Source organism: Rhodococcus sp. 15-725-2-2b (assembly GCF_002259075.1).
Lineage (GTDB): Bacteria > Actinomycetota > Actinomycetes > Mycobacteriales > Mycobacteriaceae > Rhodococcoides.
The window spans coordinates 409205-424800 of record NZ_NPFL01000006.1 but is presented as its reverse complement, the minus strand read 5'-3'; the positions used below and the strand labels follow the sequence as shown (position 1 = coordinate 424800).

15 protein-coding genes are annotated in these 15596 nt (G+C 65.6%); 9 read left to right on the top strand and 6 right to left on the bottom strand.

All coding sequences use genetic code 11. The features are described 5' to 3' along the window. The first annotated feature begins 6 nt into the window (after window positions 1-6). Both CH306_RS07750 and CH306_RS07745 read left to right on the top strand, forming a co-directional pair. Complete coding sequence (locus tag CH306_RS07750) at window positions 7-450, top strand: cupin domain-containing protein (RefSeq protein ID WP_094629106.1); 444 nt, start codon at window positions 7-9, stop codon at window positions 448-450. Further along, window positions 443-1267: a spermidine synthase gene (locus CH306_RS07745; RefSeq protein ID WP_094629107.1), complete on the top strand. Its 825-nt coding sequence runs from the start codon at window positions 443-445 to the stop codon at window positions 1265-1267. The genes CH306_RS07750 and CH306_RS07745 overlap by 8 nt, the downstream gene beginning before the upstream one ends. Here the strand turns inward: CH306_RS07745 and CH306_RS07740 are convergent. From CH306_RS07740 to uraD, 5 genes are read right to left on the bottom strand one after another with little or no spacing between them, the layout of a single operon-like run. Then, window positions 1264-2040, bottom strand: a complete 777-nt coding sequence (locus CH306_RS07740) for an IclR family transcriptional regulator (protein ID WP_045197588.1) — start codon at window positions 2038-2040, stop codon at window positions 1264-1266. The genes CH306_RS07745 and CH306_RS07740 overlap by 4 nt on opposite strands. A 31-nt stretch (window positions 2041-2071) precedes the next feature. Further along, complete coding sequence (locus CH306_RS07735; RefSeq protein WP_082073850.1) at window positions 2072-3472, bottom strand: nucleobase:cation symporter-2 family protein; 1401 nt, start codon at window positions 3470-3472, stop codon at window positions 2072-2074. 12 nt (window positions 3473-3484) lie between these two features. Next, complete coding sequence (pucL, locus tag CH306_RS07730; RefSeq protein ID WP_032396857.1) at window positions 3485-4375, bottom strand: factor-independent urate hydroxylase; 891 nt, start codon at window positions 4373-4375, stop codon at window positions 3485-3487. Between the two features lie 5 nt (window positions 4376-4380). Then, window positions 4381-4719: a hydroxyisourate hydrolase gene (gene uraH / locus CH306_RS07725; RefSeq protein WP_094646180.1), complete on the bottom strand. Its 339-nt coding sequence runs from the start codon at window positions 4717-4719 to the stop codon at window positions 4381-4383. After that, window positions 4712-5206 carry a 2-oxo-4-hydroxy-4-carboxy-5-ureidoimidazoline decarboxylase gene (gene uraD / locus CH306_RS07720; RefSeq protein WP_256981086.1) on the bottom strand — a complete coding sequence of 165 codons (495 nt, stop codon included), beginning with the start codon at window positions 5204-5206 and terminating at the stop codon, window positions 4712-4714. The genes uraH and uraD overlap by 8 nt, the downstream gene beginning before the upstream one ends. Window positions 5207-5483: 277 nt before the next feature. On the opposite strand from uraD, the gene CH306_RS07715 reads away from it, so the two are divergent. Genes CH306_RS07715 through allB form a run of 7 tightly spaced genes read left to right on the top strand, consistent with a single transcriptional unit; the run spans window position 5484 to window position 12919 of the window. Continuing rightward, complete coding sequence (locus tag CH306_RS07715) at window positions 5484-5879, top strand: allophanate hydrolase-related protein (RefSeq protein WP_032396855.1); 396 nt, start codon at window positions 5484-5486, stop codon at window positions 5877-5879. Window positions 5880-5891: 12 nt separating this feature from the next. Beyond that, entirely contained in the window at window positions 5892-6728 is an 837-nt protein-coding gene (locus CH306_RS07710) for a hydroxypyruvate isomerase family protein (protein WP_094646178.1), read from the top strand. 8 nt (window positions 6729-6736) lie between these two features. Beyond that, window positions 6737-7618: a 2-hydroxy-3-oxopropionate reductase gene (locus tag CH306_RS07705; protein ID WP_032396854.1), complete on the top strand. Its 882-nt coding sequence runs from the start codon at window positions 6737-6739 to the stop codon at window positions 7616-7618. Window position 7619: 1 nt separating this feature from the next. Beyond that, window positions 7620-9419, top strand: a complete 1800-nt coding sequence (gcl, locus tag CH306_RS07700; protein WP_094646177.1) for a glyoxylate carboligase — start codon at window positions 7620-7622, stop codon at window positions 9417-9419. Window positions 9420-9421: 2 nt separating this feature from the next. Next, a complete protein-coding gene (locus CH306_RS07695; protein ID WP_094646176.1) occupies window positions 9422-10573 on the top strand; it encodes a glycerate kinase in 1152 nt (383 codons plus the stop codon). Next, the gene (alc, locus tag CH306_RS07690) at window positions 10570-11613 is read left to right on the top strand and encodes an allantoicase (RefSeq protein WP_094646175.1); all 1044 of its coding nucleotides are present in this window, start codon (window positions 10570-10572) and stop codon (window positions 11611-11613) included. Before CH306_RS07695 ends, alc begins: the two co-directional genes overlap by 4 nt. Next, a complete protein-coding gene (allB, locus tag CH306_RS07685; protein WP_094646174.1) occupies window positions 11555-12919 on the top strand; it encodes an allantoinase AllB in 1365 nt (454 codons plus the stop codon). Before alc ends, allB begins: the two co-directional genes overlap by 59 nt. On the opposite strand, the gene CH306_RS07680 is transcribed toward allB, so the two are convergent. Then, window positions 12916-15267: a DUF222 domain-containing protein gene (locus CH306_RS07680; RefSeq protein ID WP_179272818.1), complete on the bottom strand. Its 2352-nt coding sequence runs from the start codon at window positions 15265-15267 to the stop codon at window positions 12916-12918. The two genes, allB and CH306_RS07680, sit on opposite strands and share 4 nt — an antisense overlap. Window positions 15268-15596 lie beyond the last annotated feature (329 nt).

Below are 15596 nucleotides of genomic sequence, written 5' to 3'. Positions count from 1 at the left end.
GCGTCCATGACGTCGTTGCCTCACTGGGCTCTTGGCCTGGACCTCGCACCCCATCCCGAGGGTGGTTGGTTCCGCGAGACCTGGCGCAGCGAGGTCACCATCCCGCAGGAGTTCCTGCCCGACGGCTATCCCGGCCCGCGCGCGGCAGGCACGGCGATCCTGTTCCTGCTCATGCCCGGCCAGCAGTCGGCGTGGCACACCGTCCGCGGGACCGAGATGTGGCTGTATCACCGTGGTAGTCCGGTGCAGCTCGACCTCGGCGGCGCAGGGGACGAGCCGGGAACCGTGACTTCGCTGCTGGTCGCACCGGACGCGCCGCAGCAGATCGTGCCGCCCTCGGTGTGGCAGCGGGCGCGTCCGGTGGGCGACGAGCCGAGTCTGGTCAGCTGTACCGTCACGCCGGGATTCGATTTCGAGGACTTTCGGCTCGACGGGCCCGCGAATGGGTAGGAAGCGCGCGTCGGCACCGGCCGGCTCGCTGCAACCCGGAGTGTTCGAGATCGATTCGGGCACCTGTGAACTGGTCCGCGACGCCTTCTCCGACGACGGCTGGGTCGTCAATGTCAACGACGTCCCGAGTTCGCACATCGACATGAACGACCCCACCGTTCTCGAATTCGAGTACATGCGCTGGATCTCCGGACTGGTTCGCGCGCAGTGGGATTCGACCTTCCCGCTACGAGCGCTGCACCTCGGGGGTGGGGCGTGCACACTGGCACGTTCCTTCACCGCCGAATTCCCCGGTGCGCGTCAGGTGGTCGTGGAACTCGACGGCAAGCTCTCGGAGCTGGTACGCGAATGGTTCGACCTCCCGCGAGCACCGCTGCTCCGTATCCGCGTCGGTGAGGCGCGGGCGGTCACCGAGACCTTGAGCGAGAACAGTCGCGACCTGATCGTGCGAGATGTGTTCGCCGGGGCGGTCACTCCGGCCCCGCTGCTGACTGCCGAGTTCACCGCCCATGTTCGACGCGTCCTCGCGCCCGGCGGCATGTACGTCGTCAATTGCGGTGATCGACGCGATCTTTCGCTCGCGAAGCAGGAGGCGTCGACTCTTCGCAGTGTCTTTCCGCATCTGGCGATCGTCGCCGATCCGGCGATGCTCAAGGGCAGGCGCTACGGCAACATCATCATCGCGGGCAGCGATGTGCAGATCGGGGATTCCCCCTCGTTGGCTCGCGAACTGCTCGGCGGCGCGGTTCCGGCTCATGTGTGGCTGACCGAGCAGGTCGAGTCCTTCGCTCGCGATGCGAGAATTCTGAAAGATTAGGGTGCGGGGTTGTTGCCCGCGAGATCTTTCGCCAGTCGCTCGGCGGCCGAGATCAGCAGGGGTACGAACTGTTCGGCCGATTCGAGCGTGACTCGCGCGGTGGGTCCGGCGATGGACATCGCCGTCAGCGTGGGTGCACCGATCACCGGTACGGCGAAGCAGCGCACGCCCACTTCCTGCTCGCCATCGTCGATCGCGTAGCCGCGTTGGCGGATCACCGCAAGATCTTCGAGTAACGCGTCCAGCGTGGTGATGGTGTTGACGGTACGGGGTGCCATACCGAGGCGGCCGACGATCGCGCGGACGGCGTCGTCGTCCAACTGCGCGAGGAGAGCTTTGCCGACGCCGGTGGAGTGCGGCAGCACCCGCTGTCCCACCTCGTTGAACATTCTCATGGCGTGTTCGGACGGCACCTGCGCGACGTAGACCGCCATGTCGTCTTCGAGGAATGCCATGTTCGACGTCTCGTGCGTGATCCGGACCAGCTCGGCCAGGTACGGCTTGGCCCATCCGCCGATCAGTTTGGAGGCGCTGTCGCCGAGACGAATGAGCTTGGTGCCCAATGCGTATCGACGGGACGGCAGCCGCCTGACGTAGCCGAGCGAGACGAGGGTCCCGATCAGTCGATGCACGGTCGGCATCGGCAGATCGGTTCCCTCGGCGAGTTCGCTGATCCCGATGGATCCGCCCGAGGCGGCCATGATGTCGAGCAGCTCGAATGCGCGCTCCACGGACTGCACCCCGCCACCTGCCGCCACAGTCCCACCTCGCATGCTCGTAGCTTCCACCGATCTCGGTAGAACACTACTGGTGATGCCGCGTCGCCACCGGTGGAGCCGCGGTCACCACCGAGGGTGAGGCCTTCTGGCCGATCGTGACGACGTTGAAGGCGATGTTCAGCAGGACCGCGACGATGCTCGCGGCACTGATGCCCGAGTCGAGTACCACGTGGACCCAGTCGGGGAAGGCTGCATAGAAGCCCGGTACCGCGATGGGGATGACGCCGAAGCCGATGGCGACGGCCACGATGACGAGGTTGAGATTGCCGTCGAACTCCACCTTGGACAGAGTCCTGATGCCGCTGGCGGCCACCGAGCCGAACAGCACGATGCCCGCGCCGCCGAGTACCGGCAACGGAACCGATGCGACGACCAGACCGAGGATGGGAAAGAGTCCGAGGAACAGCAGCACCGAGCCGCCGGCGGCGACGACGTAGCGACTCTTGATTCCGGTGACCGCCACCAGACCGACATTCTGGGCGAACGCACTGGCGGGGAAGGTGCCGAAGACGGGAGCGATGGTGGTGGCCACCATGTCCGCACGCAACCCGTCGCCGACGCGTCGGGCATCGACGTCGGTACCGACGATCTCGCCGACGGCCAGGATGTCGGCGGTGGTCTCGGTCATGATGACGAGGATGACGACCACCATCGACAGGATCGCCGCGATCTGGAAGGTCGGAGCTCCGAACGCGAACGGCTCGGGGAGGCTGAAGATGGCACCGTCACCGACACCGGAGAAGTCGGCCTTGCCGACCAGGACCGCGAACACCGTGCCGACGATGATGCCGATGAGGATCGACAGCCGCGACAGTGTGCCCTGCACCAGTCGGCTGACGAGCAGAACCACCACGAGGCTGAAGGCCGCGAGACCGATGTTGGACATCGAGCCCCAGTCGGTGGCCTGCTGATCACCGCCCATCGCCCACCGAACCGCAACGGGCAGTAGCGAGATACCGATGACGGTGATGATCGTGCCGGTCACCACCGGTGGGAAGAAGCGAACGATCTTGCTGAAGAACGGGGTGATGAGGATGCCGATGGCACCGGCGGCGATGATGGCTCCGAACACCGAGTTCAATCCGCCCGGCCCACTTGCGATGGCCACCATCGTCGACACCGAGGCGAACGAAATACCCTGCACCAGAGGGAGCTTTGCGCCGAAGTACGGCACCCCCAGGGTCTGCAGCAGGGTGGCCGCTCCGCTGACGAACAACGCGGCCGAGACCAACAGCGCGATCTCGGTGCCGGTCAACCCCGCTGCGCCGCCGACGATCAGAGGTGGTGCTATGACGCCGCCGTACATCGTCAGGATGTGCTGCAATCCGTAGAGATACGACCTACCGATCGACAACCGCTCGTCCTCGGGACGGGCGGGGTCGTGCGGTGCATGGGTCTTGGCCGCAGTGCGTTTTGTCAGCTTCATGTCGGCTCGCTCCTAGCAGAATCCGGGCACGGTATCCCAGGCGCGGCCTGCGTCCGGGGCATCGTCGCGCTGCACCGTGGCCTCGATCAGACCGTAGGGGCGATCCGCGACGTAGAAGACCTCACCGGGGTTGTCGAGTCCGAACGGCTCGAGGTCGACGAGGAAGTGATGGATGTTGGGCATCGAGAACTTGATCTCCCCGATCTCCGGGTGTGCCTCGAGAACCTGCTTGCCCATCTGGAACAGGCTCTGCTGCAACGCAAGAGAGTGAGTGGAGGCGAAGGCGTCGAGCATGATCGAGCGGACGTCGTCGAAGGTCTTGTCGAAATCGAGCTCGGTGGTGAGATACCGCCAGCGGGCACTGACCGAGGTGGCCAGTATGCGGTCGGTGGTTTCCTTCAGCGTCGTGTAGCGGTCCTTCGGGTACCCCCAGAACTCCGACGCCGTCGAGTTGAGGACCACGAGGTCGCTGATTCCGGAGACGATGGAGATGTTGTCGCCGTCGACCGTCACGATCGTGTTCCGCTTCTCGTCGCCGGCCTTGACGAACGAGTGGTCGTATCCGTCTTCACCGTCGGCGATTCGCGACCAGGAGTACTGCTCGATCTCCCAGCGGCCGCCGGTGATCCAGTCGAAGCTGTCGGTGAAGTGCGCGCCGAGGCGCAGAGCGAAGTTCTCGATCGCGCCGATACCGTCCCGCGCGAACGCGTACACGGTGTTCTTCTGAGTGTCGGTCGCGACGACGTGGGCGTTGTCGCCCTCGGTGTGGACGGCCTCGAGATCTCCGCGCAGCTGCGAGGTGACGCTGACGTCGGTGATGCGGTGGCGAGGAGTCTCGCGGTCGATGCGGACGAGTCTGCATTCGGCTTTGCCGTACTGGTTTGCTCCGAGCACGATGGTCATGGGTTCTAGCTCCCTCGATAGGTGGTGAAAGCGAACGGGCTCAACAGAAGTGGTATGTGGTAGTGCTGGTCGGATGCGGTGATCTCGAAAGTGACGAGAACCTCGGGGTGGAAGCACTCGGTGTGCTGGGCGGCGAAGTACGCGCCGGTTGCGAAAGTGAGGCGGTAGACGCCCGGTTCGAGTTCGCTGGGACCGAGCGCGGCGACGCGTCCTTGCTCGTCGGTGACCGCGTCGGCGACGGGGGTGCCGTGGACATCGGACAGTACGATCGAGACACCCTGCGCCGGAACGCCTCTCGCCGCATCGAGCACGTGAGCGGTCACATGGCTCCTCTGGTCAGACATCGCCGAGACTTCCTGTTGCCCGAATCTCGGCGATCTCCCGCAGTTCGTGTTCGACGACGACTGCCTCGGTCTCGGGGTCGTTGCCGAGCCTGGTCTGCAAAGCGTCGAGAACTGCGTCGGCATCCCGGCCGGCGGCCCTGATCAGAAACACCTGCCCGAAGCGGTTCTCGTAGGCCAGATTTCCTGCTCTCAGCCGCTGTTCGACGGTCGCGTCGGAGATGTCGACGCCGGATTGCTCGTTGCTCGCGTGCCGAGCGCTTGCGTCGTCGCCGTCTGGTCTCTCGCCGATGCGCGGATGCACGGCGAGTGCGCGGTGCACTTCATCGGTTGTCAATGGTGCGGCAGCGCGATGAATGGCGTGGCGCAGAGCCTGCACGTCGGTGAACGGCCGTGCGCTCAGAACTCCCGCGACCCAGCGAGGCACGTCGAGGCAGAGCGAGAGCGTGCGTGCCGCTTCGGTCTCACAGGCCGTGTTCAGATCGGCCACGACCCCGGCTGTCTCTGATTCCGCTATACGAAATGTTGATTCCACCAAACGAGCGTGACACCGATCACATTCACTGTCAAGGGTTGATCTCGGGCTGTCTGCGCCGAGTCTTTCGGTGTTGCCGCACTGCGGTATTCGGCGCTTCGGTCGGGCAGTCCGGGTGAGCGGGTCTTGACAGATCCACGTGGTGCACGCCACACTCGAAACACGAAACGGAATCACTATTCCGTATTACGGACTTTGAGTCCGGTCGATCGAGCCCGAGAGGAACGACTTCATGACGGAGCTTTTCTGCAACGGTGGTGCGATGCGGGGCGGCAGCCTGCACCACAACGTCTCGTCCCACCCGTTCGTCGGGACAGTGCGCACCACACCGAACTACCGCTTCTTCTCGGTACGCGACGAATTCCCGGCGCTGCTGCTCGACCACACCGCCGGTGCGGCCATCGAGGGCGAGCTCTACGACATTCCGCTCGACGACATCCGCACGGCGTTCCTGCCGGACGAACCGCCGGAGCTCGAACTCACCGTGGTCGCGCTCGAGGACGGGCGCTCGGTCCTCGGCGTCGGCCTCCGCCCCGGGGTGCTCGATGCACAACCGGACGAGCTGACCGACATCACCTACACCGGCAGCTGGCGCAGGTACCGCGGCCTGCCGCAACCTCAGAACTGAAAGGCACTGTGTATGAACACGTTCGCTGATTCCAGGCTTCACTACACCGTCAACTGTTCCATTCTCTTCACCGACGTGCCTCTGCTCGATCGACCGCAGCGCGCCCGAGATGCCGGCTTCGACGCCGTCGAATTCTGGTGGCCGTTCGGGGGCCCGGTGCCGTCGGACGCCGATGTCTCTGCGTTCGTGTCCTCGATCCGCGATGCCGGGGTACAGCTGACCGGTCTGAACTTCGCCGCCGGCGACATGCCGGCAGGCGACCGCGGGATTCTGTCCGATCCAGCGCAGGTGCAGGCCTTTCGCGACAACATCGACGCCACCGTCGGAATCGGCGAACAACTCGGCACCAAGACGTTCAACGCCCTCTACGGAAACCGCATCGACGGAGTCGACCCGCTCGACCAGGACGAGGTCGCGATCGAGAACCTGGCCGCAGCCGGGAAGGCCGCAGCGAAAATCGGTGCGGTCGTACTGGTCGAACCCGTCAGCGGCGCACCCGCCTACCCGCTGAAGTCCGCTGCCGGAGCCGTCGCCACCATCCGTCGAGTTGCCCGTGAACAGGACGTCCACAATCTGCGCCTGCTTGCCGACCTGTACCACCTCGCCGTCAACGGAGACGACGTGCCCGCAGCGCTCGAGGCCCACCACGACCTGATCGGGCACGTGCAGATCGCCGACTCCCCCGGCCGCGGAGAACCGGGCACCGGATCGCTCGACCTCGGCGGACAGCTCGCCGGCCTCGCCGAACGTGGTTACGACGGCTACGTCGGACTCGAATACAAAGCCACCCGCCAGGACACGTTCGACTGGCTGGAGCTGGCTCTTTCCACCGGCACCACTACCAAGTAGGGATTGATATGAGCACCATCGCATTCATCGGCCTCGGGATCATGGGCAGCCCCATGTCCGTTCATCTCGCCAAGGCGGGCCACCAGGTGGTCGGCTACAACCTGACTCCCGATCGCACCGGGCCCCTGGTCGAAGCGGGCGGCACGGCGGCCGACTCCATCGCCAAGGCCGTCCACGACGCGGATGTCATCGCGATCATGGTTCCCGACTCCCCCGATGTGCAGGACGTCCTGGTCGGTGAGGGTGGTGTGTTCGACAATGCTCGACGCGACGCGCTGATCATCGACTTCTCCAGCATCCGTCCCGACGTCACCGCCACCTTGGCCGCCGACGCGATCTCGCGCGGCTTCCGGATCCTCGATGCCCCGGTCTCCGGAGGCCAGGCCGGTGCCGAGAACGCGACCCTGTCGATCATGGTCGGTGGCAGCGCGGACGACTTCGCCACGGCCAAGCCGATTCTCGACGTCGTCGGCAAGACCGTCGTGCACGTGGGTCCGAGTGGGTCCGGGCAGACCGTCAAGGCGGCCAACCAGCTGATCGTGGCAGGCAACATTCAGGTGCTCGCCGAGGCCATCGCGTTCCTCGAGGCGTACGGCGTGGACCTGGCAGCGTCGGTCGAGGTTCTCGGCGGCGGCCTCGCCGGCTCGGCAGTGCTGAACCAGAAGGCACAGAAGATGCTGGACCGCTCGTTCGAGCCCGGGTTCCGCATCGACCTGCACCACAAGGATCTCGGCATCGTCACCTCGGCTGCGCGTGAGGCGGGGGTCGTGATCCCGATGGGCGCGGTGCTGGCGCAGCTGATGGCCTCGGCCCGCGCCAATGGTGATGGTGGACTGGATCATTCGGCGCTGTACCGCGGCGTCGCTCGGCTCTCCGGTAAGGGAAACTGATATGCCCAGGATGCGCGCGGCCGATGCCGCAGTGAAGATACTCGAACTCGAAGGTGCCACAACCGCATTCGGTCTCCCCGGTGCGGCAATCAATCCCTTCTACGCGGCGATGCGCGATCACGGTGGGATCCGCCACGTGCTGGCCCGCCACGTCGAGGGTGCCTCGCACATGGCGGAGGGGTTCACCAGAGCGGCACCGGGCAACATCGGCATCTGCATCGGAACCTCCGGCCCGGCCGGTACCGACATGATCACCGGGCTGTATTCGGCCATGGCCGACTCCATTCCGATCCTCGCCATCACCGGCCAGGCCCCGGTTGCGCGGCTGCACAAGGAGGACTTCCAGGCCGTCGACATCGCGGCGATCGCCGCACCGGTGACCAAGATGGCGATGACCGTGCTCGAACCGGCTCAGGTTCCCGGTGCGTTCGCTCAGGCATTTCACCTGATGCGATCCGGCCGTCCGGGACCGGTGTTGATCGACCTGCCCATCGACGTGCAGCTGGCCGAGATCGACTTCGATCCCGACACCTACCAATCGCTGCCCGTGCACAAGCCCGTCGCCTCGCGCGCCCAGGCCGAGAAGGCCATCGACATGCTGCTCGCGGCCGAGCGCCCGTTGATCGTGGCCGGCGGCGGCATCATCAACGCCGATGCCTCGGACCTGCTCGTCCAGCTCGCCGAGATACTCGACGTCCCGGTCATCCCGACCCTGATGGGCTGGGGCACGATCCCGGACGATCACCGTCTCGCCGCAGGCATGGTCGGGCTGCAGACCGCGCACCGGTACGGCAACGCGACCCTGCTGGCCTCGGACTTCGTGCTCGGCATCGGAAACCGCTGGGCCAATCGGCATACCGGCGGACTGGACACGTACCGCAAGGGCCGCAAGTTCGTCCACGTCGACATCGAGCCGACCCAGATCGGACGCGTCTTCGCACCGGACTACGGCATCATCTCCGACGCCAAGGCCGCCCTCGAGCAGTTCGTGGCCGTTGCCGAAGAACGTCGGGCGGCAGGCACGGTGCGCGATCTCTCGGGCTGGGTCGAGGACTGTGCGACCCGCAAGCGCACGATGCATCGCCGCACCCACTTCGACAACGTGCCGATCAAGCCGCAGCGCGTGTACGAGGAGATGAACAAGGTCTTCGACCGAGACACCCGCTACGTCAGCACCATCGGGCTCTCGCAGATCGCGGGCGGTCAGTTCCTGCACGTCTACTCCCCGCGCAACTGGATCAACTGCGGGCAGGCCGGCCCGCTCGGCTGGACCATTCCCGCGGCACTGGGTGCGGTGGCAGCCGATCCCAAGGCGAATGTCGTTGCACTGTCGGGAGATTACGATTTCCAGTTCATGATCGAAGAACTCGCTGTCGGCGCACAGTTCAACCTGCCGTACGTGCACGTGGTGGTGAACAACTCGTACCTCGGGCTGATCCGGCAGGCGCAGCGCGCGTTCGACATGGACTTCTGCGTGCAGCTGGGGTTCGACAACATCAATACTCAGGAATCACAGGACACGCAGCCCGGTATCCCCAAGGGCTACGGCGTCGACCATGTTCGGGTGGCAGAAGGATTGGGCTGCAAAGCGCTTCGCGTCACCGATCCCGACCTCATCGGCGAGACGCTGGTGCGGGCCAGGACTCTGGCCAACGAGCACAAGGTTCCCGTCGTCGTGGAGATCATCCTCGAGCGGGTCACCAACATCTCGATGGGCACCGAGATCGACAACGTCGGCGAGTTCGAGGAGCTGGCAACCACCTCGTCCGACGCGCCGACCGCGTTGCTTCTGCTGGACTAGAGATGACGCGCATTCTGCTCGCTCCGGACAAGTTCAAGGGCTCGCTGTCGGCGGCCGAGGTCGCGCGGGCGTTGGCGTCGGGGATGCTCTCGGTCGACTCGTCCCTCGAGACGGTGTGCCTGCCCGTCGCCGATGGGGGTGACGGCACCGTCGACGCTGCCGTCACCGCCGGGTGGGATCGAGTGGCCGTCACGTGCGCGGGGCCGACGGGTGAGCCGGTGGAGACGTCGTATGCCCGTCGCGGTGACACCGCTGTTGTCGAGCTGGCGTCGGCGGTCGGGCTCGAGCTCCTGCCCGGCGGTGAGCCGGATGCGTTGGGAGCGAGCACATTCGGTGTCGGTACTGTAATCGCGCACGCGCTCGAGTCAGGTTCCGGGTCTGTTTCGGGTGCGCGGCGTATCGTCGTCGGGCTCGGGGGCAGTGCCTCCACCGACGGCGGCGCGGGCATGCTCGTCGCGCTCGGTGCGCGCATCCTCGATGCCGGCGGAGGCGAGGTGGCGCGCGGTGGTGGTCCGCTCCGCGGTGCAGTCCACCTCGATCTGAGCGGATTGATGCCGTCGGCTCGGAACGCGGTGTTCGAGCTGGCGTGTGACGTCGACAATCCGTTGCTCGGTGTCACCGGAGCCGCGGCGGTCTACGGCCCGCAGAAGGGTGCCGGACCGCAGGAGTTGCTGTATCTGGAACACGGCATGCGGCAGTGGTCGCATCTGGTGCGCAACGCAATCGGCCGTGACCTCAGCGGCCTGGCGGGCGCAGGGGCGGCCGGCGGAACCGCCTTCGGTGCCATGGCCGTACTGGGTGCCGCGGCCAAGCCGGGGATCGAGACGGTGCTCGAACTGATCGACTTCGGTAGCGCTCTGGCGTCGGCCGATCTGGTCGTCACCGGTGAGGGCTCGCTGGACGAGCAGAGCCTGCACGGCAAGGCACCGATCGGTGTCGCGAACACCGCACGTGCAGCCGGTGTCCCGGTGATCACCGTCGCCGGACGGAGCACCGTCGGTGTGGATCGATTGCGTCCCTACGGAATCACCGCCTCCTATGCACTGACCGAGCTGGAGCCGGACCCTCGGATCTCGATGCGTGACGCGGCCCGGCTGTTGCACGAGGTGGGCCGAACCTTGGCCACCACACACATTTTGGAAGGAACTTCATGACCGGAACCGATTTCACCACTCTGACCGATCTGGCATCTCGGGCGCTCGGCGGCAGCGTCTCCGCAGCGAACGACGAATTGTTCGCCCAGCGCGAGAACCTGATCAAGCCCGATGCTCCGCTGTTCGATCCAGCGGACTTCGGCCACAAGGGAAAGGTGTACGACGGGTGGGAGACTCGCCGTCGCCGTGACGAGGGCGGTCACGACTGGGCGATCGTGCGACTGGGCGCCCCGGGCATCGTGCACGGCGTCGTGGTCGACACCGCTCACTTCACCGGCAACTACCCGCCGTTCGTGTCCGTCGAGGCTGCGTCGATCGAGGGCTATCCGTCCATCGAGGATGTGCAGAATGCGGAGTGGCACGCCATCGTCGACAAGTCCCCGGCGGCCGGTGACACCGCGAACAGGTACGAGGTGGCCGATCGGCACCGGTGGACGCATGTGCGTCTGTCGATCTACCCCGACGGCGGCGTCGCCCGGTTCCGTGTGCACGGCCAGGTGGTGCAGGATCCGCGGTTCCTCGCAGGCACCGTCGACCTGCTGGCCGCGGAGAACGGCGCTCGGCTCACCGAGTGCTCCGACGCCTTCTACTCCTCGCCGGCCAACATCATCCTGCCCGGGCGTGCTCGCAACATGGGCGAAGGCTGGGAGAACTCTCGACGACGCAACGGCGGCAACGATTTCGCAGTGTTCGCTCTCGCATCGCCCGGTGCCCCGCGCCACGTGGAGGTCGATACCAGCTACTACGTCGGGAACGCACCGGGGTGGATTCGACTCAGCGCCATCGATTCTCGTCGCCGACACATCACGGACCCGACGGCATGGACCGAGATTCTGCCCCGCACCGCCGTCCAGCCGGACACCCGCCATCGCTTCCTGTTGAACGAGGCCGACGCGTACACACACCTGCGACTGGACGTGTACCCCGACGGCGGACTGTCCCGATTGCGGTTGTTCGGTGAGCTCGACGCCGAAGCTCTCGATGCGGCCGACATCGCGTGGAAGTCCTCGGAGCTCCAGAGTGTCTCCAGTGCAGTCTGATCTGCTTGTTCGCGCGTCGCGGGCGGTGATCGGCGGACGGGAGGTTGCGGCCTCGATCTCCGTTCGTGACGGCCGAATCGTGGCCATCGACTCCGTGGATGCCCGCGCGTCCGCGGAGGTGGCGGTCGAGCTGGGGCCGGACGAGGTGCTGCTGCCGGGTTTGGTGGACACCCATGTGCACGTCAACGAGCCGGGGCGCACCGAATGGGAAGGGTTCGCCAGCGCGACCCGAGCCGCGGCCGCGGGAGGCATCACGACCATCGTCGATATGCCGCTCAACAGCATCCCGCCGACGGTGGACGTCGCGGCCTTGGAGATCAAGCGGCGGGTGGCGGCGGATCAGTCGGTCGTCAACGTCGGCTTCTGGGGTGGTGCCGTTCCGGGAAATGTCGAGCAGCTGCGGCCGCTGCACGAGGCGGGGGTGTTCGGCTTCAAGTGCTTTCTGCTCGCGTCGGGCGTGGACGAATTTCCGCCGCTGACGATTCCGGAGCTCGAGAAAGCTCTGATCGAGATCGCGTCGTTCGACGGGTTGATGATCGTGCACGCCGAGAACGCCGAGGTGATCGCCGAGGCACCGTCGGCGACGGGTCGTGAGTACTCGGGATTCTTGGAATCGCGTCCACGTGCCGCCGAGAACCGGGCCATCGAGCAGGTGATCGAGTTGTCGCGGAGGACGGGGTGCCGGGTGCATATTCTGCATCTGTCGAGTGCCGATGCGTTGCCGATGATTGCGGCGGCGAAGCGCGACGGGGTGCGGGTGACCGTCGAGACCTGCCCGCATTACCTGTGTTTCGATGCGGAAGCAGTGCCGGCGGGCGCCACCCAGTTCAAGTGTTGCCCGCCGATCCGCGAGGCCGGCAATCGAAAGTTGTTGTGGCAGGGTTTGTCCGACGGCACGATCGATACCATCGTCACCGACCACTCCCCCTGCACGCCGGATCTGAAGAGGTTCGACACCGGAGACTTCGGTGATGCGTGGGGCGGGATCGCGTCGTTGCAGGTCTCGCTCGCTGCGGTGTGGACGGAGGCGCGTGCCCGTGGGTTCGCACTGACCGACATCGTGCGGTGGATGGCCACGAATACTGCCGATCAGGTCGGTATGGCCGATCGCGGACGCATCGATATCGGTTGCGCTGCAGATCTTGTGGTGTTCGCACCCGACGAACGGTTCACCGTCGACGTCGCGCAGCTGTACCACCGTAATCCGGTGACGGCGTACGACCGACTCGGGCTGTCGGGTGTGGTGCGGCGGTCCTGGATCGCGGGATCGGAATCCTCGACCGGGCGTTTGTTGGCGCGCGCCTAGAACGGCGGTGCTGCCGTGTCGTCTGTCTCCTGCTCCTGGTTGTCGGGTGGGTTGGGGTAGGCGATGATGCCGGATCGTTTCGGTTGGGTGGGGATGTGTGGTCTGAGGTCGTTTCCGAGGATGGGGACGGCGGTGCCGTTGGCGGGAAGGGTGATTCGGGTGGTCTTCGATGTCGATGTCCACAGGATGGCTCCGCCGGGGAGCATGGTGGCTTTCCAGTAGCCGGCGGTTTTGACGGTGTGGTGGTATTCGCAGAGGCATTGCAGATTGTTGACGGTGGTCCAGCCGCCGCCGAGAGGGTTGCTGTGGTCGAACGGGTTCACGTGGTCGAGTTGGCAGCGGGCGGCGGGGCGGTGGCAGCCGGGGAAGCGGCAGTGTTTGTCGCGGAATCGGACCGCTGCGCTGGTGAGAGTGTCGGGTCGGTAGATCAGGGCCCGGTCGGTGAGTGGGTCGCGGGGTACCGACTTTCCGAGGGTGGGGTCGGCGGCGATGGCGGCTTCGAGTGCGGCGGCAAGGGAGGCGTTGCCGAGATAGAGGTCGCCGGGTGTGCGGCTTACCGGTGTGTGGATCGTGCGGTTGTTGCGCCGGGTCGCAGAGGGCAGGTCGAGGGCAGAGCTGTGCCGTGTGCCCCGGCCGACAGGGGTGTGGGTACAGAACAGCGCTGCGGCTGAGGTCAACGATTGCAGGCGGCGCGGAGGTCGATCCTCGGTATCGGTACCCGCACCTGGGCGAGTACTCGGTGCCGGACTACCGATCGGTGTGGGATCGGATCCACTGATAGTTTCCTCGTCACTGCCGGTTTCGTGGTTCCTGGTGGTATCGGATGGTGCAGTGGGAGATTGGTTTTCGCTCGTATCTGGCGCCGGATCAGCGGTCGGCCTCTGTTGGACAGGTGTCGACGAAGTCGGTGCGGGTGCTGGTGACGCCACTGGCTCTGGGCCGGTCGCCTTACACGGCTCCGGTGGCGGCTTGGTTATAGCCGCCGAAGCGGTTGTTGCTGCGTGCTTGTGGGCTGGGCCTGAGCCTGGGGTGGTAGCTGCTGCCGGGTCGGTCGCGGGCTCGGTGATAGGCACCGGATTGTCGACCTGATCGACCCTATCTCCTGCCGGCGAGCTGTGTTCGGGTGCAGGAGAACTGGGCCCGGTTGGTTCCGACGCCGAAGCTGTCTCCGCACTCGAATCAGCCGTCGATGCATTCTGTGCACCTGCACCTGCACCTGCACCTGCACCTGCACCTGCGTTCGCGTCCGTGGGTGTCTCGGCAGTCGTGTCGGTGCCCGCAGAGGCATCCGCATCCGAATCCGGTACCGCCCCCGCCGCCGTGCCCGGAACGGCGCCCGCTGGCGCTGACTTGTCGGTGTCCGTGTCCGATGTCGCAGCCGACCCTGGGTCCGACTCCTGCTCTTGCTCTTTCGGTGTTCGTTCCCATTCCCCTGTCTCCGGGTTCTGGACGGCGAGGCCGAGGGATTCGGCGAGGGTGATCGCTTCGGTCAGCAGGACCTGCCACTGACTGTTGCGTGCGAGTTCCCGGGCGAGGTCGGGGTCGATGGAACCATGACCGGCCAGATACGCAGGGTTCGAGAGCAGGCCGATCAGGGTGGCGATGTCGACGGTGATCATCGTGAGCGGCACCCGCCGATCCGGCAGCACCGCATCCTTCTTCGGGCAGTTCTCCCTTTGGCACAAGCATTCCAGGCGGGGTTCGCCGTGCATGCGGGCCATGAAGGCATCGCACAGGCGTTCCTTCTTCCCACGCGGGTCTTTCGGGCAGAGGGTGTCGGCCATCTCCTCGAGCAGCTGCCATGCGGCGGCGGCTTCGGGTGCGGTCAACTCCGCCCGAATGCGGGCCAGTTCCCCGGCCGGGGTGTAGGTGACGGTGCGGAACTTCTTCGCGAACTCCCGCAACGCTGCTGCCTCCTCGGGTGCGACCCGCAGCAGGATGTCCCAGATCTCCTTCTCGAGCGGGCCCGGTGACAACCGGTGGGCCGCCTCGACGATCTCGTCCTCGACCTTCTTCACGATGTCGTCGCTCAGGTTGTCGAGGATCCGGCATACCGTCCGAACCCGCGCAAGGTCGACCTCACCGGTCTCGAACGCCGCGCGCAACAGTGGCAATCGGGTGTGCAAAGCGACGGCGATCGAGACGTACGATTCGGCGACCGTCGCCGAACATCCCAACGCGACCGCCATTTCGGTGCGCCCGTATCGGCTGTACTGCTTGTGCTCGGTGTCGAGGGTGATCCAGCTCCGATGAACCTCGTAACAGGCGGTGATCTTGCGGGCGGCCTGCCGATTCTCCGCACGCGCGGCCGCGGTCAACGCCTCCAGCGACACGGTCGGTACTGCCATCCCCATTCACCCCCCGGTGAGCAACAATTCAGAACGCATGTTCGAACTGAACAAAGAGTATCGCGACCCTCCGACAAGAAACGAAAGCCCGCGGTTCAAGGCCGCTGAATGCATTGTTTCGTGCAGGGTCCGGCGAAGTGATCCGTGCCGGAGGCGATCAGGTTACGACCGGGCGTCGTCTTCCTGGATCTCTGAACCGTATTGGTCACGAGAGTGGGTCAATCGATCGGCGTCACGCCAAGGATCACGATGTCGTACACAGCCGAGGCAACCGAGGGGCTCACCAGAAAGCTTGTATGAGCGCCGCTGAGTCCAAAAAACCCTGCGTT